Source organism: Luteimonas notoginsengisoli, from assembly GCF_042648885.1.
GTDB classification, from domain to species: Bacteria; Pseudomonadota; Gammaproteobacteria; order Xanthomonadales; family Xanthomonadaceae; genus Luteimonas; species Luteimonas notoginsengisoli.
The window spans coordinates 405,344-425,860 of sequence record NZ_JBHRYF010000001.1 but is presented as its reverse complement, the minus strand read 5'-3'; the positions used below and the strand labels follow the sequence as shown (position 1 = coordinate 425,860).

Genomic DNA, 20,517 nt, shown 5'->3' with positions numbered 1-20,517 from the left:
ACCCCCAATGCCCAACCTAGCAGTCCCCGTCGACATCCAGCAGCGCGCGGCGAACATCCGTCTGGCGTGCTTTGACGTCGACGGCACACTGACTGACGGCCGGCTGTGGTTCGATGCCGACGGGCGCGAATCCAAGGCCTTCAGCGTGCTCGACGGCCAGGGCCTGGCACTGCTGCGCAAGTCCGGCATAGAGGTCGCGTTCGTCACCGCGCGCAACAGCGCGGCCGCGGCGCACCGCGCCCGCGACCTGGGCGTTCGCTCGTGCGTGGGCGTCGGCGACAAGTTCGCCTGCGTCGAAGGACTCGCCAGCGAGCTGGGCATTGCGCTGGAACAGGTGTCGTTCATGGGCGACGACCTGCCGGACATCCGGATCATGCGCGCCGTCGGCCTGTCCGTGGCCCCGGCCAGCGCCCACGCCTGGACCCGAGAGCGCGCGCACTGGTGCACCTCCGCGCGTGGCGGCGAAGGCGCGGCGCGCGAACTGTGCGACCTGCTGCTCACGGCCCAGCATCGCGTGGAAGCGCTGCTGGCAGCGGTGGACACGCCGTGAGCTGGCGGGGCGTACTCACCCTTGTCCTGCTGGTCGCTGCCCTGGCGACCGGCTGGGCGGTGTGGCGCCAGCGCGCGGCCGAGCCGGTGGCGGCGGTTGCCGACGCGCGGCCCGACTACGTCCTGCACGATTTCGAGCTGATCGCGCTGGACAAACAGGGCAAGGAAGCCTTCCTGCTGCGCGCCCCCGAGCTGTCGCGCAATCCCGACGACCGCACCCTGACGATCGCCACCCCGCTGTTCCTGATCCCCGACAGGGAAGGCCAGCGCTGGGAAGTGCGTTCGAAGACCGGCTGGGTGGCCGCCGACAACAGCGAGATCCGGCTGCGCGGCGACGTGAAGGCAACCAGCCCGCCTGCCGGCACCCCGGCGACGATGAAGACCGCGCAACTGAACGTATTCCCCGACACGAACAAGGCCGTCTCGCCTGTCCCCGTGGTCGTAACCACGCCGGGTTCTACAATGAACGGCGATACCATGCATGCCGATCTGGCGAGCAAGCGCATCCAACTTTCAAAGGCACGGATGACCCATGACCCCAAACGCCGCTAGTTTCAAGAGCAGTTCCATCGCGATTCTCGCCGTCGCGCTGGTGTCCTGGCTCGCGCCCGGCACCGCGTCGGCCAAGACCTCGGACCGCAACCAGCAGACCAGGATCAGCGCTGCCAGCAATGATTGCTCGCTCGAGGATTCCGGCCCCTGCATCTTCTCCGGCGACGTGCGCATCAACCAGGGCACGCTGGACATCAGCGCCGGCAAGGCGGACCTGCGCCGTGCCAATGGCGAGATCCAGAGCGTCAAGCTCAGCGGCGGCACCGTGAAGCTCAAGCAGCAGAACGACGACGGCGGCTGGGTGAACGCGAGCGCGGCGCAGATCGACTACGACCTGACCAAGGACACGGTGGTGCTCAGCGGCAACGCCGTCGTCAACCAGCCTGGCCGCGGCAGCATTTCCGGCGAACGCATCATCTACAACATGCGCACCAGCCAGGTGCAGAGCGGCGCGGCGGCCGGCGACACCGGCGGCCGGGTCAACATGACCTTCGAACCGAAGAACAAGGTCCCGGCCAAGGACGCGGGCACCGCGCCCAAGGCCGAGCCGCCGAAGCAGGACGAGAACTAGTGCTCGTCGCCAAGGGACTGCGCAAGCGTTACCGGTCGCGCGAGGTCGTGCGCGACTTCGGCCTGACCCTGGACGCGGGCGAGGTCGTGGGCCTGCTTGGCCCCAACGGCGCCGGCAAGACCACCTGTTTCTACATGATCGTGGGCCTGGTCCCGGCCGACGAGGGCGAGATCGTGCTCGACGGCCGCGACATCACCGCCGAGCCAATGTACACCCGCGCCCGCCTCGGCGTCGGCTACCTGCCGCAGGAGCCGTCGGTATTCCGCAAGCTCAGCGTCGCCGACAACATCCGGCTGGTGCTTGAGCTGCGCGACGACCTGGACCGCGCCGCGCGCGAGCGCGAGCTGGCCAGCCTGATGGACGAACTCCAGGTCGGCCACGTAGCCGAGCAGGCGGGCGCCAGCCTCTCCGGCGGCGAGCGGCGGCGGGTCGAGATCGCGCGCGCGCTGGCCGCCAATCCGCGGCTGATGCTGCTCGACGAGCCTTTCGCCGGCGTCGACCCGATTTCGGTCGGCGAGATCCAGCGCATTGTCCGCCATCTCAAGAACCGCGGCATCGGGGTGCTGATCACCGACCACAACGTCCGCGAGACCTTGGGCATTTGCGACCGGGCGTATATCCTCAGCGAAGGCAGCGTGCTCGCGCAGGGGGCTCCGGACGCGCTGCTGGCCAATCCGGACGTGCGTCGCGTCTACCTGGGCGAATCCTTCCGCCTGTAGCCGCGCGCCGTCGCCAACGGCGCGGAATGCTTGCAGGGGAAGATGAAACCACGTCTCCAGACATCGCTGGGGCAACACCTCGTCCTGACGCCGCAGCTGCGCCAGGCGCTGCACCTGTTGCAGCTTTCGGCGCTGGAGCTCGAGGCCGAGATCAACGCCGCGGTCGAGAGCAACCCGCTGCTCGACTGGGATGAGTCCGAACCGCTGCGCGTGGGCGACGACCGCGGCGACGCGCCATCGACCGAGGCCAAGGGCGACGGCGACGCGAAGAACGAATTCCGCGACGACGACTGGGGCCAGTCCGGCGAGGCCTGGCAGGAATCGCGCGGCTGGCAGGGCGACGACGACGGCGACCCGGCTGATCGCATCGTGCAGACCGATTCGCTGCAGGACCACCTCTCCTGGCAGCTGCACCTGGGCCAGATGTCCGAACGCGACCGGCGCATCGGGCTGATGCTGGTCGACGCGATCGACGACGACGGCTACCTGCGCGAACCGCTGGACGCGATCGCGCAATCGCTGCTGCCCGAGATCCAGTGCACGCCCGACGAAATCCTGGTGGTGCTGCGCCAGGTGCAGCGCCTCGATCCGGTCGGCGTGGGCGCGCGCGACCTCGGCGAATGCCTGGTGCTGCAGCTCGACAACCTGCCCGAGGACACGCCCGGCCGCGCACTGGCGCGACGCATCGCCACGGGCCCGATCGACCGCCTGCCCAGGATCGGCATCGAAGGCGTGGCCGCCGAACTGGGCTGCAAGCTGGAAGAGGCCGAGCAGGCGCTGGCGCTGCTGCGCTCGCTCGATCCCCGCCCTGGCGCGCAGATCGGCGACCTGCCGGCCAATACCTACGTCACCCCCGATTGCGTCATCACCCGCCAGCAGGGCATGTGGCGGGTGACGCTGGCCAACGAGCGCCAGCCGCGCCTCACCATCCACCGCGGCTATGAGCAGATGATCCAGCACGCCGGCAGCAGCGATGCCGGCTACCTGCGCGGCCGCCTGCAAGAAGCGCGCTGGCTGCTGAAGAACCTGGCGCAGCGCGGCGAGACCCTGCTCAAGGTGGTGCAGTGCCTGGTGCGCGAGCAATCCGGCTTCCTCGAATTCGGCCCGCAGGCCTTGCGCCCGCTGACGCTGCGCGAGGTCGCGGCGGAAGTCGGGCTGCACGAATCGACGATTTCACGCTCGATCTCGCGCAAGTACGTGCGCACGCCGCGCGGCACGATCCCGCTGCGGGCCTTCTTTGCGTCCGGCATCGGCACCGAGGGCGGCGGCGAGGCATCCAGCATCGCCATCCAGGAAATGATCAAACGCCTGGTCGAAGCGGAAAACCCGCGCAAGCCGCTGTCCGACGCGCGCCTGGCCGAAACGCTGAAGGCCACCGGCGTACCCGTGGCGCGGCGCACCGTGGCCAAGTACCGCGAACTGCTCAACATCCCGTCCTCGCACGAGCGCATCCGGGTCGCGTGAGCCCGCAGCCTGCGCCTGAACCTTCCCGCCACCGGCACGCTGGGTTAACCTGTTTTTATCCCTTGCGCGCCCGCTTCGGGCGATGCTGGATCCCCGGCCAGTCCGGCCGGAAAACCAGGAGGTGGCGAATGCGTATCGATATCCACGGCCATGAGATCAAGGTGACCTCGGCGCTGCGCGAATACGTCGAAAGCAAGTTCGAGCGCCTCGGGCGCCATTTCGAGCAACCCTTCGAGATCCGCACGCAGCTCAGCCTCGACAAGCCCAACCACTGCGCCGAGGCCACGATCAACCTGTCGGGCCAGAACCTGCACGCCGACGCCAGCGCCATCGACATGTACGCTGCGATCGATCTGCTGGCCGACAAGCTCGACCGCCTGCTGCTCAAGCACAAGCAGAAGATGGTGGACAACTACCGCCGCGGCGAGAGCATCGCGCGCAGCGGTGAATTCACCTGACCTGCCCGACACCCATCCCATGCCGATCGCCGACCTGCTCACCGCTGGACGCATCGTGGTGCTGACCGAGGCGGCCGATCGCGACGAGGTGCTCGATGCCGCCGCCCGGCTGCTGGCCGACGCCTTGCCGGCCATGACCCCGGTCATCCGCGCCGCGCTGCGCGAACGCGAGGCGTTGGGCAGCACGGCCATCGGCCACGGCGTGGCCATCCCGCACGCCCGCAGCAAGGCATCCAGCGTCGCGCGCGGCGCCTTCATGCGGCTCGCGCGCGCGGTCGACTTCGGCGCCCGCGACCACGCCAAGGTCGACCTCGTGTTCGCCATGAGCGTGCCGGAACATGCCTCGCAGGAGCACCTCGCGACCCTGGCCGAACTGGCCGAGCGCTTCTCCGATGCGGGATTCCGCGACGCGCTGCGCGATGCCCGCGACGTCCGCGCGCTCCACGCCGTGCTGCTCGGCCTGCCGCAGCCCACCATGGCGATCATGCATTGAACGCGAGCATCACCGCCGCTGACCTGTTCGAACAGATGCGCGAACGCCTGGATCTGCACTGGATCGCCGGCCAGAGCGGCGAGGCGCGCGTCCTCGAAGCGGGCGACACCGTCGCGCGCAGGCCTTCGCTCGCCGGCTACCTCAACACGATCTATCCCAACAAGGTACAGATCCTGGGCACCGAGGAATTGGCCTGGCTCGATTCGCTGGATTCGCGGCTGCGCTGGGAGATCATCGAAAAGCTGATGCGCTACCGGCCGCTGGCGCTGGTGATCAGCAAGGACCAGCGCTGCCCCGACGACCTGGCCGAGGCGGCCGAGGAATCGGAAACCCCGCTGTGGGGCTCGCCGCGGCGCGGCCATGAACTGCTCAACCACCTGCAATACCACCTCGCCCGCAAGCTGGCGCCGCGGATCACCCTGCACGGGGTGTTCATGGAGATCTATTCGATCGGGGTGCTGATCACCGGCGAATCGGGCTCGGGCAAGAGCGAGCTCGCGCTCGAACTGCTCTCGCGCGGCCACCGCCTGGTGGCGGACGACGCGCCCGAGTTCACCCAGATCGCCCCCGACGTGCTCGACGGCACCTGCCCGGAATTGCTGCAGGACCTGCTGGAGCTGCGCGGCCTGGGCGTGCTCAACATCCGCGAGATGTTCGGCGACACCGCGGTCAAGCGGAACAAGTACCTGCGCCTGGTCGTCCACCTGACCCGGCCGCAGCTGGAGCCGCGGCCCAGCAGCAGCGACGGCATGGAGCGGCTCACCGGCGACCTCGGCCTGCGCCGCGTGCTCGACCTGGACGTGCCGCTGATCACGCTCGAAGTGATGCCGGGCCGGAACCTCGCGGTGCTGACCGAGGCCGCCACCCGCATGCACATCCTGCGGGCAAAAGGCGTCGATCCGGCGGCGGCGTTCATGGCCCGGCATTCGCATTTCCTCGAGCGCGGCGTGCCATGAACGACGATACGAACGACGGCACGAATCAATCCCGCGGCCCCGCGGGCGACGCGATCGCGGGCGACAACAAGCCGGTCCTGCTGGTCGTCAGCGGGCTGTCGGGCAGCGGCAAGTCGGTCGCGCTCAAGACCTTCGAGGACCTCGAGTTCTACTGCGTCGACAACCTGCCGGCCGAACTGTTGGCCAGCTTCGTGCGCAGCGTCACCGAAGGCGACAGCGCGCCGCGCAAGCTCGCGGTCGGGATCGACGTGCGCAACCGCCACGGTGATCTGGCCAGCCTGCCGCAGTGGCTGTCCGAAGTGGGCGCGATGGGACTCGATCCGAAGCTGGTGTTCTTCGACACCCGCGACGAGGTCCTGCTCAAGCGCTACGCCGACACGCGCCGGCGCCATCCGCTGAGCCATCTCGGCCTCGCGCTCGCCGACGCCATCGCGCTGGAGCGGCAGGTGCTCAAGCCGCTGCGCGCGCTGGCAGATGTGATCATCGACACCAGCGACCTCAACGTCCACCAGCTGCGGCGCCGGGTCACCACCGACCTCAACCTCGGCCTGGATTCGTCGCTGTCGCTGCTTTTCGAATCGTTCGCCTATCGTCGCGGCGTGCCGTCGGATGCGGATTTCGTGTTCGATGCGCGGGTGCTGCCCAACCCGCACTGGGATCCCAGGTTGCGGCCGCTGTCGGGCCGCGACCGCGAAGTGGCCGAATACCTCGCCGCGCAGAACGACGTACGCGACTACGTGGCCCAGGTGACCGGCTTCCTCGATCACTGGCTGCCGCGGATGCGGTCGGACACGCGCAGCTATGTCACCGTCGCGATCGGCTGCACCGGCGGGCGCCACCGCTCGGTCTACCTGACCGAAACCCTGGCCGAACATGCGCGCGCCCAGGGGTGGCCCGACGTGGCGACCTACCACCGCGAACTGGACTGAGGCAGCTCGCCGCTGGCACGCGTCGCGTGCGAACATGATTGCGACGCCGGGAGGGGAAAGCCCGGGCGGCATCGCAACAGAACCACAGGGGAACCACATGGCGTATCGCAATTCCCGGCCGGCCGGCCGATGGACCGGCTGGAAGTGCCTGATCGCGCTTGCCTGCCTGACGGTCTCGTCCACGACATGGGCCGTGAGCCTGGCGCCCGAGCAACTGCCGGCCATCCAGGCGACGACCTTCGAGGTAGTTGCCGCAAAGCCCGCGCAGGATCCGCTGACTTACGAGAAGCCGCTGCCGCTCGACTTGCTGCCATTCCAGGAACGCAACGACACCTATTACTCTATCGGCACCGCCTTCGCGATCGGCGATGGGCGCTACGCCACCGCGGCGCACGTCCTGATGGCGGGCGCGGACAGCCTCTGGGGAGTACCTGCGCTGCGCGACAATGGCGGGAAGGTCTACGCGATCGACAAGGTCGTGAAGTTCTCGTTGCAGCAGGACTTCGCCGTCTTCACCCTGAAGCAGCAGCCGGGCGCATCCGCGCTGCCGGTCAACACCTCGGCCGCGGCGGGCCAAGCCGTGTACTCGGTCGGCAATGCCTACGGCACCGGCGTCGTGATCCGCGACGGCTTGTATACCTCCGACACGCCGGAACAGCAGGACGGTCGCTGGAAATGGATGCGCTTCTCGGCCGCGGCCTCACCGGGCAACAGCGGCGGTCCGCTGGTGGACCAGGAGGGCAAGGTCGTCGGCGTGGTCCTGGCCAAGTCCCCCAACGAGAACCTCAACTACGCGCTGCCGATCCGCATGCTGCTCGACGCACCCGAGGGGCAGGCCGACATCGACGTGCGCGGCGGTTACCAGTTCGACGTGTTCGACAGCACGGTCAGCGGCAACTTCCGCGAGCGCTTTGCGCTGCCGCTGGCACTCGACGCGTTCTACGCGACTTACATGTCGCGCCTGAATGCCTTCTACGACGGCCAGCTCAAAGCGCTGCTGGACGGCCAGTCGGAGCGGCTGTTTCCCAACGGCGAGGGCTCGCAGCGGCTGCTGCACGAGATCGCCGACATGGGCGACCTGCCGCGGATCGTCGCGCGCGACGGCAATGGCACCTGGGTGCTGGCCGGCAAGCAGGAAAACGACACGCGGTTGTCGGCTAACGGGTACATCACGCCCGGCTCGTTCGGCAAGAACATGCTGTTCCATCTCCGCAGGCCCGATGACGTACCCGCCGACAAGCTGTACGACGATCCGACGGTGCCGATGGACCTGCTGCTGCGAACCGGCTCGCTCAAGCGCACGGTCGGCACGGAGAACGTCACCGTCAAGTCGCTCGGCAAGCCGACGGTGGATGCCGTCCACGTCGACGCCTGGGGCCGTCGCTGGCAGGTCTGGATATGGCCGATCCCCTACGCCAATGCCAGGCTGATGACGATGGCGCTGCCGGTCCCCGATGGCTACGTCGGCATCTCGCGCTACGCGATGGCGATGCAGGAGCACGACCAGCTGATCAACCTGAAGGCGCTCACCGACTTCGCCTACGTCAACCTCGATGGCAACCTGGCGCAGTGGCGCGACTACCTGGCGCGCAAGGACCTGCGGCCGTCCGCGCTCGCCGGGGTGGACATCGAATTCGACTACGGCAAGCGGTTCCGCTATGCCTCGCAGCGGATGGAGCTATCCTTCACGCCCGAGCTGCAGTCAATCCAGCCCGACAGCGTGCTCACGCTGGGTTTCATGTTCTTCCCTGACGGCAACAAGGTGGTGTGGGACGTGGCCGAGCTGTGGCTGTCCGCCACGCGGAACGACCAGAACTACGTGATGGCGATCCGCGCCCAAGCCGCGACTTCCTCCATGGACGACGACGTTCGCGAGGACTGGGATCGCGTCCTGCACCGCCGCCACCCCAACGATGCCATTGCGCGCGACGGCGACGATCGCACACGGATCACCGCGGTGGTCGGCGCGCCGGCGGACCAGGCGCCTTCCGTGCTCTACACGGCCCATTACGTCGAAGAAGGCAAGCAGTCTCCGGAGGCGATGAAGGCAAAGCTCGAGCTGCTGCTCAAGGGGCTTGAGGTCCGGGAGCACTGAGCAGGGTCGGCCGGGGACGCGCCGGCGCAAGCCGGGCGTCGGGTTTCGGCCCGCGCCGGCCGACGCGCTATCAGGCAGTCGCCCGCGTCTGCTAAGTTTGCCGGCATGGCCGTCGGCATCCTCCTCGTCACCCACATCGGCATTGGCAGCGCGCTGGTTGCGGTGGCGTCGTCGCTGCTGCGCAACCTGCCGCTCGAGGTCGGTGCCTTCGAGGTGCCTTTCGACGGCGATCCCGAGACGCTGCTGCCCCAGGCCAGCGCGGCGTTGCGCAGGCTCGATTCCGGCGCCGGCGTGCTGGTGCTCACCGACCTGTACGGCGCCACCCCCAGCAACCTGGCAGCGAAGCTTGCGCACCTGGGCACGCCGGTGCGCCGCGTGTCGGCGCTGAACCTGCCGATGCTGCTGCGGGTGCTGAACTATCCCGAGCTTGCGCTCGACGAACTGCCCGCGGTGGCGACCGCCGGTGCCCGCAACGGCGTGGTGCTCGACGATGCCTGAGTCCCGCGCCGCCGTTGGGGCGGACGCGCGCCCCGCCTTGCCATACCCACCCTTCCCCGCGCCTGCACGTCGATGCGACGCGCAGGCGGAGACATCACGATGATCGAACGCCAACTCCTGGTCGACAACAAGCTCGGCCTGCACGCGCGCGCTACCGCGAAGCTGGTGCAGGCGCTGGCGCCGTATCGCTGCAACGCCACCCTCACCGCCAAGGGCCGCGAGGTCAACGCCAAGAGCATCATGGGGGTGATGCTGCTGGCGGCCGGGCACGGCACGCCGGTGGTGCTGCGGGTCGATGGCGAGGACGAGTCCGCCGCCGCACAGGCCGTCTCGGCGCTGTTCGAGCGACGGTTCGACGAGGAGAGCTGATGCGCCTGGTCCTGTCCGGTCATGGCGCCTCCAAGGGCAATGCGCTGGGTCAGGCCCGCCTGCGGCTGCCGCACGTGCTGGACGTGGCCGAAGACCGGATCGACGCGGCCGCGGTGGATGCAGAACTCGCGCGCCTGCACGCGGCGGTGGCCACCGTGCGCTCGGAGATGCTGGCCCTGCGCGACCGCCTGCACGGCGCGCTCGCGCATGAAGTCGGCGAGTTCATCGACATGCACACGCTGCTGCTCGACGACCCCGAGCTGCTGCGCGGCATCGAGGAGCTGATCCGCAAGGGCCTGTACGGCGCCAACTACGCCCTGCGCCTGCAGCGCGATCGCCTTGCGACCCTGTTCGCGGACATGGACGACGCCTATTTCCGCAACCGCATCGACGACATCGACCACGTCATCGGCCGGCTGCACGCCGCCTTGCACAAGCGCGACGTGGCCATGCGCGGCGTCGCCGGCGAGGTCCTGGTCACCGACAACGTCGCGCCATCGGAGCTGGCGCAGCTGCAGTCCCAGGGAGTGGTCGCGATCGTCACCACCGGCGGCAGCGCGCTTTCGCACAGCGCCATCCTCGCGCGCAGCCTGCACCTGCCGCTGGTGGTGGGCGCGGCGCAGGCCCTGCAACTGGTGAACGACGGCGACGTGCTGGCGGTCGACGGCAGCGGCGGCCAGGTGGTGGTCGAACCCGGCGCGGCGGACCTGCGCGCGTACCGGACCCGCGTGCGCGAGGAAAAGCGCGAACGCAAGCAGCTGCATCGGCTGCGGCGCGAGCCCTCGCGCACGCTCGACGGCGTCGACATCCGCGTCTATGCCAATGCCGAATCGCGCGCGGACGTCGCCGAGGCGCACGCGCTGGGCGCGGCCGGCGTCGGCCTGTACCGCACCGAGTTCCTGTTCATGGGTCCGCAACTGCCGGACGAGGACGCCCAGTTCCGCGCCTACCGCGACGTGGCGCTCGGGATGACCGGCCGCACCGTGACGATCCGCACGCTTGACATCGGCGCCGACAAGGCCGATCGCACCGGCCTGGCGCTGAGCGACGAACCCAACCCCGCCCTCGGCCTGCGCGGCGTACGCCTGTCGCTGGCGCGCGCGGGCATCTTCGAAGCCCAGATGCGGGCGATCGTGCGTGCTTCTGGCTACGGCCCGATCCGCGTGCTGGTCCCGATGGTCAGCAGCCGCGACGAGGTCGTCGCCGTGGCCGCGCTGCTCAGGCGCGTGCGCCGCGACCTGGTGAGCGAGGGCCACGAGATCGCCGAGCACATCCCGCTGGGGGCGATGATCGAGGTGCCGGCGGCGGCGATCGCGCTACCGGGCTTCATCGATGCGGTCGACTTCCTGTCCGTCGGCACCAACGACCTGATCCAGTACCTGCTGGCCGCTGATCGCAACAACGAGGCCCTGGGCGAGCTCTACACCCCGCTGCATCCCGCGCTGCTGCGCCTGCTCGAAAGCGTGATCCGCATCGCCAGGCGCCGCGGCAGGCCGGTGGCCGTGTGCGGCGAGATGGCCGGCGACGCCCGTTTCGCGCCGCTGCTGCTGGCGCTGGGCCTGGAAGAGTTCAGCCTGCACCCGGGCACGCTGCTGGAACTGCGCCATGCGATCCGCGCCTGCGACCTGGGAATCCTTCGCGCCCGGGCGCCCGCCCTGCTGCGCGCTCGCGACCGCGCCGGTATCGAGAAATGGTTGCGCGCCAACACGCCGGCCGATACCTAGGCCGCCCTCAGCTGTTGTGGGAGCGGCTTGAGCCGCGAGCTTTTGACTGGTCATCTGATTTTCGTGGAAGAGCTCGCGGCTGAAGCCGCTCCCACGGAAGACAAGATCGACGGGTGGGCAGAGCCGGGCTGCGCGGGCGATAATGCGCGCATGAACGCCTGATCCCTGTCGCGCAAGCACGTCGCGACGCAGCCTCGGAAGTTACCGCATGGCAGAAGCCGTCCGCCACGACAAGACCGCGCGCCAGCTGCGTCTGCTTTCCGACGCGCTCGACAGCGGTCGCCTCGGGCCCGTGCGGCGGCTGGTCAATACCCTTGCGCCCGCCGAGATCGGCAACCTGCTCGAATCGCTGCCGCCGGCCAAGCGCCAGGTGGTGTGGGGACTGGTCGATCCCGAGGACGACGGCGAGGTCCTGGTCCACGTTGGCGACGAGGTGCGCGAGAGCCTGCTCGCGGACATGGATCCTGACGAGATCGTCGCCGCGGTCGAGGACCTCGACATCGACGACCTCGCCGACCTGGTCGAGGACCTGCCGGACACGGTCATCGACGAAGTGCTCAAGTCGATGGACCGCGAGAACCGCGAGCGCCTCGAACAGGTGCTGTCCTACCAGGAAGACACCGCCGGCCGCCTGATGAACCCGGACGTGGTGACGGTGCGCGCCGACACCACGGTGGACGTTGTGCTGCGCTACCTGCGCCTGCGCGGCGAGCTGCCGGAACACACCGATCATCTTTACGTCGTCAGCCGACGCCACCAGTACCTGGGCCGGATCGCGCTGCAGGTGCTGCTGACGCATGAGGCCAACACGCCGATCAACCAGCTGATCGACGACGAGCAACCGGCGATCGACGTGGTCGAATCCGGGGACGAGGTCGCGCGCAAGTTCTCCGACCACGACTGGATCAGCGCGCCGGTGGTCGACGACGGCAACATCCTGCTCGGCCGCATCACCATCGACGACGTAGTCGACATCATCCGCGACCAGGCCGAACACCAGGCGCTGAGCGCCGCCGGCCTCGACGAGGACGAGGACATGTTCAGCCCGGTGCCGCGCGCGTTTCGCCGCCGCGTGGTATGGCTGGGCGTGAACCTGTGCACCGCGTTCCTCGCCGCCAGCGTGGTGGGCCGCTTCGAGGGCACGATCCAGCAGATCGTCGCGCTCGCGGTCCTGATGCCCATTGTTGCCGGCATGGGCGGCAACGCCGGCACCCAGGTGTTGACGCTGATGGTGCGCGGCCTGGCGCTCGGCCAGATCGGCAGCTCCAACTCGCGCACGTTGCTGTGGAAGGAAGTGCGCGTGGCGCTGATGAACGGGCTCACGCTGGGCACCCTGCTCGGGCTGATCGTCTGGGTCTGGTACCGCGACGTCGAGCTTTCGCTGGTGATCACCTCGGCGCTGACGATCAACCTTGCGTCGGCCGCGCTCGGCGGCGTCCTGGTGCCGCTCGCGCTCAAGCGCATGGGCTTCGATCCGGCGCTGGCCGGCGGCGTGATCCTCACCACGATCACCGACGTGATGGGCTTCCTGAGTTTCCTGGGCCTCGCGACGCTGATCCTGCTGCGCTGAGGCGCGTGAAGCCGGGGTTCATGGCCGTTTACCTAGATTTTCCCGGGGCCCGCGCGCGGGCGAATCGGAGGATGCAAGGATGAAGACCATGACAACCGCCCGCGTGCTGGCCGGCCTGCTCGCGATGGCGGGCGTTGCCCACGCGCAGGACAGGGCCCCCAGCGTGTACACCGACGGCAAGGTCGCCAACTTCGCCCTGCCCGGCCACGACTACAGTTCCGCCGGGTTCGAAAGCCTGTCGTTCTGGAGCGGCCCCAACGGCAAGGTCATCAACTACGAGTACGGCCTCAAGCACGATCGCGTGCGCCTGCGCAACATCGGCCCGGGCTCCGACGGCCAGGGCTTCGCGGTGCGCTTTCCCAACGGCCTGGTGCTGGACATCGTGCCAAAAGGCGACGCGCTGCAGGTCAGCGACCGCAAAGGCAACTACAGCAAGACCTTCCAGTGGCAGTACGATGGCCCGATCGACGGCCGCGGCACATTCTGCACGCCCTGCGTCGAAGAAGCCGACGCGATCGACTTCGTGCGCAGGCATTTCATGGAGTAGGCCGATGCGGCGACCGACCCTGCTGGCCACCGTTGCAATGATCGGGCTGGCAGGGTGCGGATCGCTGCCGCCCGCCGGCGAGACGGCACCACGCGAGGCCGGGTTCGCGCAGCGCGAGGTCGTCGTCGATGGCCGGGCGCATCGTTACCAGGTCTTCGTGCCCTCGTCCGCCGCCGGCGCGACCCCGCCGGTCATCCTGTTCCTGCACGGCTCGGGCGAGCGCGGCGACGACGGGGTGAAGCCGACGCTGGCCGGGCTCGGCCCCCACGTCCGCGCCAACCCGGACAGTTTCCCGGCCATCGTGGTGTTCCCGCAGGTGCCGGAGAACGGCGAGTGGCAAGGCGCCAGCGCGGACGTCGCCTTCGCGGCGCTGGACGCGGCAACCGCCGAGTTCAACGGCGATCGCGATCGCACCTACCTCACCGGCATGTCGATGGGCGGCTACGGCACTTGGGAGCTGGCGCTGGCGCAGTCGGAGCGCTTCGCCGCACTGGTGCCGGTATGTGGGGCCGTCCGGCGGATCAGCGACGAACGCGCGCTGTACGTCACCCAGGTCGCCGGCGATCCCGATCCTTACGCCACCATCGCCAAAGCGCTGCGCGACGTTCCGGTGTGGATCTTCCACGGAGCAAAGGACGACGTGGTGCCGCCGGACGACGACCGCCGGCTGATCGCGGCGTTCCGCCGCGTCGATGCACGCGATGCCCGGTACACCGAGTTCCCGGACGCGGACCACAACGCCTGGGATCCGGCCTACGCGCGCACCCCGGACCTCTGGCCCTGGCTGTTCTCCCAGAAACGTCGCTGAGCACGGCTTCCGCGCTGGTTCCGATCCCCTCGCCGCCCTGCGACCGCTGCAGCGTCAGCCCAGCAGCGCCTCCAGCGCCGCCATCCGCACCGCCACGCCGTTGGCGACCTGCCGCAGCACCAAAGACTGCGGGCCGTCGGCCACGTCGTCGTCGATCTCGACGCCGCGGTTCATGGGCCCGGGATGCATCACCACCGCATCGGGCGCGGCAAGGCGCAAACGCTGCGCCGTCAGGCCGTAGTCGCGGTGATAGTCCTCGAGCGACGACACCAGTCCTTCGGCCATGCGTTCGCGCTGCAGACGCAGCATCATCACCGCGTCGACGCCCTCGAGCGCCGCGTCGAAGTCGTCTTCGATCCGGCAGCCATCCAGCGTCTCGTCGTCGGGCAGCAGCGATCGCGGTCCGCAGATCCGGATCTCGCCCACGCCGAGCGTGCGCAGTGCCTGCAGGTCGGAGCGGGCGACGCGCGAATGGCGGATGTCACCCACGATCAGCACCTTGAGCCGGGAAAAATCCACGCCCTTGGCCTGGCGCAGGGTGAGCATGTCGAGCAGCCCCTGGGTGGGATGCGCACTGCGGCCGTCGCCGGCGTTGAGCAGCGCGGTCCCTGGCTGCGCCCGCGCCGCCAGCGCGGCGACGCCGCCATCCTCGGAATGGCGCACGACGAACCCGCGCACACCCATTGCCTCGATGTTTTTCATCGTGTCGAGCGCGGTCTCGCCCTTGCTGGTCGACGAGGTGGAGGCGTCGAAGTTGAGCACGTCGGCGCCGAGCCGCTGGGCGGCGCGCTGGAAGCTCAGCCGCGTGCGCGTCGATGGCTCGAAGAACAGCGTGCACACGGCGGTGCCGGCGAGCGGCCGGCCGGCTGCGCCATCGGCGAACGCCTGCGCGCGGTCGAGCAGCGCGACCAACCGTTCGCGGGGCAGCTCTTCGAGGGTCAGCAGGTGGCGCAGGCGGTCGCTGGCGTCGAGTTGCGGTGTCATGTGATTCCCGTGTGCATCGATTCTTGGGCGCGTCCCGACCGCTGCCACTCAATTCGTGCCTCGCGCAGCGCAGCGACACGCACCGCATCGCGTTCGGCCGCGCGCAGCTGCGAGACGGAGCTCACGTGCAGACAAATGCCGGACATCACGCCGGGAGGGTCGTGGCGTCGCCGGGTGCGGCGATCCAGCGTTCGACGATCACCGCCGCCGCCACCGCATCGAGCGCCGCGGCGTCGCGACGGCGCCGCCTGCCCGCGGAACGGTCGAGCGCGAAGCGCTGCGCCGCCTCGACCGAGCTGGAACGCTCGTCCATCAGCACCACCGGAAGCTGGTAGCGCGACCGGAGTTCGCGCGCGAAGGCATGGGCACGCTCGCGGATCGGCTGGTCGCCGCCATCGAGAGTCATCGGGTCGCCGACCACCAGGCCATCGGGTCGCCATTCCTTGTGCAGGCGATCGATCACCGGCCAGTCGATATGGCCGGAATGCACGTCGATCACGGCAAGCGCGCGCGCGCCGTGGCCGAAGGTACTGCCGACCGCGACCCCGATCCGGCGCACGCCGACGTCGAAGCCAAGCACCGTGCCGTCGGTCCTGATCGCCGGCGCGTTCACGCGTGACCGCTGTAGTCGGTCATCCGCGCCATGTCGACGCCGATGCGCCCGGCGGCCGCCTGCCAGCGCGCGTCCAGCGGCGTCGCGAACAGCAGTTCGGCGTCGGCGGGCACGGTCAGCCAGCTGTTCTCGGTCAGTTCGTATTCGAGCTGGCCGGCGCCCCAGCCGGCGCAGCCGAGCGCAACGGTCGCGCGTGCCGGCCCTTCCCCGCGGGCGATCGCTTCGAGCACGTCGCGCGAGGTGGTGACGAACAGGCCGTCGCCGATCGCCAGACTCGAATCCCACTCGCGTTTGCCGTCGTGCAGGACGAAACCGCGTTCGGGATGGACCGGCCCGCCGGCGAGCACCGGCTGTCCGACCAGTGCGGCGTCGCCGGTTTCGATTCCCATCTGCTCGAACACGTCGCCGAGCGTGTATTCCGAGGGGCGGTTCACCACCACGCCCATCGCGCCATCCTCGTCGTGCTGGCAGATCAGCGCCACCGAGCGCGCGAAATTCGGGTCGGCCAGCGAGGGCAGCGCAATCAGGAGCTGGTTGGCCAGCGGTGTGGACGTGGCAGGCATGGGCGCATTCTACCGGGGCGGGTCGGGGCGCGTGCCGCTTCTCAGCCGACGCCGAACTGGAGCTCTTCGGGTGAAGCCAGGCGGACGTCGACGACTTCGACCTGGGCCCGGAAAGGGCGCCCGGCCAGCGGATGGTTGCCGTCGACCGTGATCGTATCGGCGTCGACCGCGATCACCACCACGTCCAGCGGGCCGCGCTCGGTCTGCGCCTTCAGCCGTGTCCCGACCTGCAGCGGGCCGTCCGCGCCCAGCAGGCTGCGCGGCAGCGTCTGCACCAGCCCCTCGTGGCGCTTGCCGAACCCCTGTTCAGGCGCGACTTCCACCTCGAACCGGTCGCCCGCCTTCTTGCCCGACAGCGCCTCCTCCAGCCCGCGCACGATGCCGCCGGTGCCGTGCACATAGACCAGCGGGTCATGGCCGTGCGTAGTGGTGACCTGCCCGCCCTGCTGGTCGAGCAGGGTGAAGTGGACGGTGGCGACGCGCCGATCGGCGATTTCCATGGCGGACCTGTCGTTTCGGGGATGTCGGCATGGTCGCGCAGCGGCGAATCCCGGCGCAAGCCCGGGCGGGCCGCTGCGACACTCATTCGCTAGACTCCCAACATGGGCAGCTGCTATTGCGACATCGCACCCGGCCATCCGCTGCACGGGCCTTACCACGACCACGAATACGGCTTCCCGCAGCGGGATGAGCAGGTGCTCTTCGAGCGCCTGGTGCTGGAGATCAACCAGGCCGGCCTGAGCTGGGAAACGATCCTGCGCAAGCGCGAGGGTTTCCGCCGCGCGTACGACGGTTTCGACGTGGACACGGTCGCCGATTACGACGAACCCGACCGCCTGCGCCTGCTCGCGGATGCCGGCATCATCCGCAACCGGCTGAAGGTCGACGCGGCCATCCACAACGCCGGGGTGATCCGCGGCCTGCGCGACACGCACGGCGGTTTCGCGCAATGGCTCGACGCCCATGCGCGCGAAGGCGGCACGCCGCGGGACAAGGCGTCCTGGGTGAAACTTTTCAAGCGCACCTTCCGTTTTACCGGCGGCGAGATCACCGGCGAGTTCCTGATGAGCCTGGACTACCTGCCAGGCGCGCACCGTGCGGACTGCCCTGCCCTCGAAGGCATTGCCGAGGCGCGCAAGGCGGTCGTCATCTGACGCGCATCGATTCTGCCCATGGGTGCCCCCTGCTTGTGCTCGTTCTGGTGGCTGCTTCTTGTGCTTTTTCTTGTGCTTTTGCTAGTCCCTTTGACTTTGCTTAGACAACCAATCACATCGCAACTCCGCAGACCCGGAGGGCGGCGCACATTGATGTGCGACGTTTTTTCTATGAGGCAGGAAGCCGATTAGAAAAATCCTTGCGTCAGCGACTCACCCGGTTAGCTCTGTACGGGAAAGGGTTTTTCTTTGCTTCGGTCTCTTTGACTCGCGCCATCCATGGCGCTCGCCCCTTCGGGGCCAGCTTCGCTGTTCGCGCCCGCTCCTGCGTGCGCAGTGACGCTTATCAAAAGAAATGAAGCCGCCGAAGGCGGAAGCTTCTGACTTTGCCATTGACCTCAGCACCGGTTTCGATGTGCGTACATCCCGGAGCGAGAGCAAGGATCAAGAGCGTTTCGCCCGCTGAGCGGGCGAGTTCATTTCTTTGATAAGCGCCAAAGAAACGAACCAAAGAAAACGCTTTCCCCGTACACACCTCCCGCAGCGGCGTTGAGTAACGCAGGGATTTTTCTAATCGGCCTCCTGCCTCATAGAAAAACGCCGCACATCCTTGTGCGGCGCCCTTCGGGTCTGCCCACGATGTCGGTGATTTATTAGCAAGGCAGCGGCGAGGGCTAGGGCTAGGGCTAGGGCTAGGGCTAGGGCAAGGGCAGGGCGAGGCAAGGCAAGGCAAGGCAAACACGACCGCAACGGCAACAGCAACAGCAACAGCAACGGCAACGGCAACGGCAAGGTGGCAGCCCCGGGGCGACACGAGTCGCCAACGAAAAAGCCCGGCTTTCGCCGGGCCTCTTCCAATCATTACGCCGCCCGATCCGACGGGCCGCGTCGCGCTCAGCCCTTGACGGCATCCTGGTAGCGACGCTCGACTTCGTTCCAGTCGACCACGTTGTAGAACGCGCCGATGTAGTCCGGGCGGCGGTTCTGGTACTTCAGGTAATAGGCGTGTTCCCAGACGTCCAGGCCCAGGATCGGGGTGTTGCCCGAGCCAATCCCCTTCATCAGCGGGTTGTCCTGGTTGGCGCTGCTTTCCACCGCGAGCTTGCCGGACTTGTCCACGCTCAGCCACGCCCAGCCGCTGCCGAAGCGGGTCAGTGCGGCCTGGGTGAAGGCTTCCTTGAACTTGTCGAAGCCGCCCAGGTCGCTGTCGATGTGCTTGGCGACGTCGCCGTTCGGCTGGCCGCCGCCCTTGGGCGACATGACGGTCCAGAACAGCGAATGGTTGGCGTGGCCGCCACCGTTGTTGCGCACCGCGCCGCGGATCTTTTCGGGCAGCGCGTCGAGGTCGCGGATCAACTCCTCGGCCGGCTTGTCGGCGAACTCGGTGCCCTCGATCGCCTTGTCCAGGTTGTTGATGTAGGCCTGGTGGTGCTTGGTGTGGTGGATCTCCATGGTCTGCGCGTCGATATGCGGCTCGAGCGCGTCGTAGGCGTAGGGGAGCTGGGGAAGGGTATGGGCCACGTCGATCTCCTGTCTGGGAAGCTGAACAGGCATTGTCCTACGACGCGGGTAAAGAAGTCGAAAAGGAAAGGGCGCCGAAGCGCCCTTTCGCGTGCGTTGCCGACAACGCAGCGTTTCAGTTGGCCTCGGCCACCTCGACCCCGTCCAGCCCCTGGGACAGGGTGCGCGCATCGCCGCCCTGCGCCAGTTTGATCCGCAGCCGCACCTCGTTGGCCGAGTCGGCGTAGCGCAGGGCGTCCTCGTAGCTGATCTCGCCGGCCTGGTAGAGCTCGAACAGGCTCTGGTCGAAGGTTTTCATGCCGAGGTTGGTCGACTCCTTCATGATTTCCTTGAGCTTGTGGATCTCGCCGTCGCGGATGTAGTCCTGCACCAGCGGCGTGCCGAGCATGATTTCCATCGCCACGCGGCGGCTCTTGCCGTCGGGCGTCGGGATCAGCTGCTGCGCCACCACGCCCTTGAGGTTGAGCGACAGGTCCATCAGCAGCTGGCCGCGACGGTCCTCGGGGAAGAAGTTGATGATCCGGTCCATCGCCTGGTTGGCGTTGTTGGCGTGCAGCGTGCACAGCACCAGGTGGCCGGTTTCGGCAAAGGCGATGGCGTGGTCCATGCCCTCGCGCGTGCGCACCTCGCCGATCATGATCACGTCGGGCGCCTGGCGCAGGGTGTTCTTCAGCGCCGCGTCCCAGCTGTCGGTGTCGATGCCGACCTCGCGCTGGGTGATGATGCAGCCTTCGTGCTTGTGCACGAATTCGATCGGGTCCTCGATGGTGATGATGTGGCCGGTCGAGTTCTGGTTGCGATAGCCGATCATCGACGCCAGCGAGGTGGATTTACCCGTGCCGGTGGCGCCGACGAAGATGATGATGCCGCGCTTGGTCATCGCCAGCGTCTTGATGATCGCCGGCAGGTTGAGCTCCTCGATCGTCGGGATCCGGGTCTCGATCCGGCGCAGCACCATGCCCACCTGGTTGCGCTGGTAGAAGCACGAGACGCGGAAGCGGCCCACGCCCGACACGCCGATGGCGAAGTTGCACTCGTGGGTGCGCTCGAACTCCTCGCGCTGCGGCGGCGACATCACGTTGAGCACCAGCTCGCGCGCCTGCTGCGGCGTCAGCGGGTTCTGGGTGATCGGCGAGATCTTGCCGTTGACCTTCATCGACGGCGGCATGCCCGCGGTGATGAACAGGTCCGACGCCTTCTGGTGCGCCATCAGCTTGAGGAACGAGGTGAAATCTATGCTGCTCATGTGGAACTCCGGCGACCTCTGGAGGTGTCATTCCGGGCGCGGCGAGGCGCCTGTCCCGGAGGATGCCCGGCAGGGCGAGATGCCTCGCCTCGCCGGGGATGACGCTCTTACTCGAACAAGCGCTTGTCCTTGGC

The 20,517-nt window shown here is 68.2% G+C and carries 24 protein-coding genes; 18 read left to right on the top strand and 6 right to left on the bottom strand.

The window, feature by feature from the left end; translation table 11 throughout:
* The first annotated feature begins 7 nt into the window (after positions 1-7).
* From ACFOM9_RS01940 to ACFOM9_RS01860, 17 genes are all read left to right on the top strand, one after another.
* Entirely contained in the window at positions 8-550 is a 543-nt protein-coding gene (locus ACFOM9_RS01940; RefSeq protein WP_386705667.1) for a KdsC family phosphatase, read from the top strand.
* The gene (lptC, locus tag ACFOM9_RS01935) at positions 547-1,101 is read left to right on the top strand and encodes an LPS export ABC transporter periplasmic protein LptC (RefSeq protein WP_386705665.1); all 555 of its coding nucleotides are present in this window, start codon (positions 547-549) and stop codon (positions 1,099-1,101) included. Before ACFOM9_RS01940 ends, lptC begins: the two co-directional genes overlap by 4 nt.
* The gene (lptA, locus tag ACFOM9_RS01930) at positions 1,082-1,672 is read left to right on the top strand and encodes a lipopolysaccharide transport periplasmic protein LptA (RefSeq protein ID WP_386705663.1); all 591 of its coding nucleotides are present in this window, start codon (positions 1,082-1,084) and stop codon (positions 1,670-1,672) included. Before lptC ends, lptA begins: the two co-directional genes overlap by 20 nt.
* The gene (lptB, locus tag ACFOM9_RS01925; RefSeq protein ID WP_386705660.1) at positions 1,672-2,391 is read left to right on the top strand and encodes an LPS export ABC transporter ATP-binding protein; all 720 of its coding nucleotides are present in this window, start codon (positions 1,672-1,674) and stop codon (positions 2,389-2,391) included. The genes lptA and lptB overlap by 1 nt, the downstream gene beginning before the upstream one ends.
* 42 nt (positions 2,392-2,433) lie before the next feature.
* Positions 2,434-3,855: an RNA polymerase factor sigma-54 gene (locus ACFOM9_RS01920; RefSeq protein ID WP_386705658.1), complete on the top strand. Its 1,422-nt coding sequence runs from the start codon at positions 2,434-2,436 to the stop codon at positions 3,853-3,855.
* A 128-nt stretch (positions 3,856-3,983) separates the two neighbouring features.
* Positions 3,984-4,313: a ribosome hibernation-promoting factor, HPF/YfiA family gene (hpf, locus tag ACFOM9_RS01915; protein WP_386705655.1), complete on the top strand. Its 330-nt coding sequence runs from the start codon at positions 3,984-3,986 to the stop codon at positions 4,311-4,313.
* 19 nt (positions 4,314-4,332) lie between these two features.
* Positions 4,333-4,806: a PTS sugar transporter subunit IIA gene (locus tag ACFOM9_RS01910; RefSeq protein WP_386705652.1), complete on the top strand. Its 474-nt coding sequence runs from the start codon at positions 4,333-4,335 to the stop codon at positions 4,804-4,806.
* Positions 4,803-5,762: an HPr(Ser) kinase/phosphatase gene (gene hprK, locus ACFOM9_RS01905; RefSeq protein WP_386705650.1), complete on the top strand. Its 960-nt coding sequence runs from the start codon at positions 4,803-4,805 to the stop codon at positions 5,760-5,762. Before ACFOM9_RS01910 ends, hprK begins: the two co-directional genes overlap by 4 nt.
* Positions 5,759-6,691, top strand: coding sequence for an RNase adapter RapZ (rapZ, locus tag ACFOM9_RS01900; protein ID WP_386705647.1), 933 nt, complete (start codon positions 5,759-5,761; stop codon positions 6,689-6,691). Before hprK ends, rapZ begins: the two co-directional genes overlap by 4 nt.
* 97 nt (positions 6,692-6,788) lie before the next feature.
* On the top strand, positions 6,789-8,786 hold the full coding sequence (locus ACFOM9_RS01895) for a S1 family peptidase (RefSeq protein ID WP_386705645.1): 1,998 nt from the start codon (positions 6,789-6,791) through the stop codon (positions 8,784-8,786).
* A 105-nt stretch (positions 8,787-8,891) separates the two neighbouring features.
* Complete coding sequence (locus ACFOM9_RS01890; RefSeq protein WP_386705643.1) at positions 8,892-9,284, top strand: PTS sugar transporter subunit IIA; 393 nt, start codon at positions 8,892-8,894, stop codon at positions 9,282-9,284.
* Positions 9,285-9,383: 99 nt separating this feature from the next.
* Positions 9,384-9,653, top strand: coding sequence for an HPr family phosphocarrier protein (locus ACFOM9_RS01885; RefSeq protein WP_386705641.1), 270 nt, complete (start codon positions 9,384-9,386; stop codon positions 9,651-9,653).
* Complete coding sequence (gene ptsP / locus ACFOM9_RS01880) at positions 9,653-11,377, top strand: phosphoenolpyruvate--protein phosphotransferase (RefSeq protein WP_386705639.1); 1,725 nt, start codon at positions 9,653-9,655, stop codon at positions 11,375-11,377. The genes ACFOM9_RS01885 and ptsP overlap by 1 nt, the downstream gene beginning before the upstream one ends.
* 27 nt (positions 11,378-11,404) lie before the next feature.
* The gene (locus ACFOM9_RS01875) at positions 11,405-11,539 is read left to right on the top strand and encodes a hypothetical protein (RefSeq protein ID WP_386705637.1); all 135 of its coding nucleotides are present in this window, start codon (positions 11,405-11,407) and stop codon (positions 11,537-11,539) included.
* A 46-nt stretch (positions 11,540-11,585) separates the two neighbouring features.
* On the top strand, positions 11,586-12,947 hold the full coding sequence (gene mgtE, locus ACFOM9_RS01870; RefSeq protein ID WP_386705635.1) for a magnesium transporter: 1,362 nt from the start codon (positions 11,586-11,588) through the stop codon (positions 12,945-12,947).
* An 88-nt stretch (positions 12,948-13,035) separates the two neighbouring features.
* Positions 13,036-13,494 carry a hypothetical protein gene (locus ACFOM9_RS01865; protein ID WP_386705633.1) on the top strand — a complete coding sequence of 153 codons (459 nt, stop codon included), beginning with the start codon at positions 13,036-13,038 and terminating at the stop codon, positions 13,492-13,494.
* Between the two features lie 4 nt (positions 13,495-13,498).
* Positions 13,499-14,302 carry a carboxylesterase family protein gene (locus tag ACFOM9_RS01860; RefSeq protein ID WP_386705631.1) on the top strand — a complete coding sequence of 268 codons (804 nt, stop codon included), beginning with the start codon at positions 13,499-13,501 and terminating at the stop codon, positions 14,300-14,302.
* 54 nt (positions 14,303-14,356) lie between these two features.
* Here the strand turns inward: ACFOM9_RS01860 and ACFOM9_RS01855 are convergent, their stop codons facing one another.
* From ACFOM9_RS01855 to ACFOM9_RS01840, 4 genes are all read right to left on the bottom strand, one after another.
* A complete protein-coding gene (locus tag ACFOM9_RS01855) occupies positions 14,357-15,286 on the bottom strand; it encodes an aspartate carbamoyltransferase catalytic subunit (RefSeq protein ID WP_386705629.1) in 930 nt (309 codons plus the stop codon).
* Between the two features lie 145 nt (positions 15,287-15,431).
* A complete protein-coding gene (gene ruvX / locus ACFOM9_RS01850) occupies positions 15,432-15,899 on the bottom strand; it encodes a Holliday junction resolvase RuvX (RefSeq protein ID WP_386705627.1) in 468 nt (155 codons plus the stop codon).
* Positions 15,896-16,462, bottom strand: coding sequence for a YqgE/AlgH family protein (locus ACFOM9_RS01845; protein WP_386705625.1), 567 nt, complete (start codon positions 16,460-16,462; stop codon positions 15,896-15,898). Before ACFOM9_RS01845 ends, ruvX begins: the two co-directional genes overlap by 4 nt.
* A 41-nt stretch (positions 16,463-16,503) precedes the next feature.
* The gene (locus ACFOM9_RS01840; RefSeq protein WP_386705623.1) at positions 16,504-16,962 is read right to left on the bottom strand and encodes an FKBP-type peptidyl-prolyl cis-trans isomerase; all 459 of its coding nucleotides are present in this window, start codon (positions 16,960-16,962) and stop codon (positions 16,504-16,506) included.
* Positions 16,963-17,064: 102 nt separating this feature from the next.
* Here ACFOM9_RS01840 and ACFOM9_RS01835 point away from each other — a divergent pair, with 102 nt between their 5' ends.
* The gene (locus ACFOM9_RS01835) at positions 17,065-17,616 is read left to right on the top strand and encodes a DNA-3-methyladenine glycosylase I (RefSeq protein ID WP_386705621.1); all 552 of its coding nucleotides are present in this window, start codon (positions 17,065-17,067) and stop codon (positions 17,614-17,616) included.
* A gap of 894 nt (positions 17,617-18,510) precedes the next feature.
* On the opposite strand, the gene ACFOM9_RS01830 is transcribed toward ACFOM9_RS01835, so the two are convergent.
* Entirely contained in the window at positions 18,511-19,137 is a 627-nt protein-coding gene (locus ACFOM9_RS01830; RefSeq protein ID WP_386705619.1) for a superoxide dismutase, read from the bottom strand.
* A gap of 115 nt (positions 19,138-19,252) precedes the next feature.
* Positions 19,253-20,383 carry a PilT/PilU family type 4a pilus ATPase gene (locus ACFOM9_RS01825; RefSeq protein WP_386705617.1) on the bottom strand — a complete coding sequence of 377 codons (1,131 nt, stop codon included), beginning with the start codon at positions 20,381-20,383 and terminating at the stop codon, positions 19,253-19,255.
* Positions 20,384-20,517 lie beyond the last annotated feature (134 nt).

Coding starts and splice junctions, on each gene's coding strand:
- ACFOM9_RS01940 (WP_386705667.1), top strand. CDS start 8: ATGCCCAACCTAGCAGTCCCCGTCGACATCCAGCAGCGCGCGGCGAAC.
- lptA (WP_386705663.1), top strand. CDS start 1,082: ATGACCCCAAACGCCGCTAGTTTCAAGAGCAGTTCCATCGCGATTCTC.
- ACFOM9_RS01920 (WP_386705658.1), top strand. CDS start 2,434: ATGAAACCACGTCTCCAGACATCGCTGGGGCAACACCTCGTCCTGACG.
- hpf (WP_386705655.1), top strand. CDS start 3,984: ATGCGTATCGATATCCACGGCCATGAGATCAAGGTGACCTCGGCGCTG.
- ACFOM9_RS01910 (WP_386705652.1), top strand. CDS start 4,333: ATGCCGATCGCCGACCTGCTCACCGCTGGACGCATCGTGGTGCTGACC.
- rapZ (WP_386705647.1), top strand. CDS start 5,759: ATGAACGACGATACGAACGACGGCACGAATCAATCCCGCGGCCCCGCG.
- ACFOM9_RS01895 (WP_386705645.1), top strand. CDS start 6,789: ATGGCGTATCGCAATTCCCGGCCGGCCGGCCGATGGACCGGCTGGAAG.
- ACFOM9_RS01890 (WP_386705643.1), top strand. CDS start 8,892: ATGGCCGTCGGCATCCTCCTCGTCACCCACATCGGCATTGGCAGCGCG.
- ACFOM9_RS01885 (WP_386705641.1), top strand. CDS start 9,384: ATGATCGAACGCCAACTCCTGGTCGACAACAAGCTCGGCCTGCACGCG.
- ptsP (WP_386705639.1), top strand. CDS start 9,653: ATGCGCCTGGTCCTGTCCGGTCATGGCGCCTCCAAGGGCAATGCGCTG.
- mgtE (WP_386705635.1), top strand. CDS start 11,586: ATGGCAGAAGCCGTCCGCCACGACAAGACCGCGCGCCAGCTGCGTCTG.
- ACFOM9_RS01865 (WP_386705633.1), top strand. CDS start 13,036: ATGACAACCGCCCGCGTGCTGGCCGGCCTGCTCGCGATGGCGGGCGTT.
- ACFOM9_RS01860 (WP_386705631.1), top strand. CDS start 13,499: ATGCGGCGACCGACCCTGCTGGCCACCGTTGCAATGATCGGGCTGGCA.
- ACFOM9_RS01855 (WP_386705629.1), bottom strand. CDS start 15,286: ATGACACCGCAACTCGACGCCAGCGACCGCCTGCGCCACCTGCTGACC.
- ACFOM9_RS01845 (WP_386705625.1), bottom strand. CDS start 16,462: ATGCCTGCCACGTCCACACCGCTGGCCAACCAGCTCCTGATTGCGCTG.
- ACFOM9_RS01840 (WP_386705623.1), bottom strand. CDS start 16,962: ATGGAAATCGCCGATCGGCGCGTCGCCACCGTCCACTTCACCCTGCTC.
- ACFOM9_RS01835 (WP_386705621.1), top strand. CDS start 17,065: ATGGGCAGCTGCTATTGCGACATCGCACCCGGCCATCCGCTGCACGGG.
- ACFOM9_RS01825 (WP_386705617.1), bottom strand. CDS start 20,383: ATGAGCAGCATAGATTTCACCTCGTTCCTCAAGCTGATGGCGCACCAG.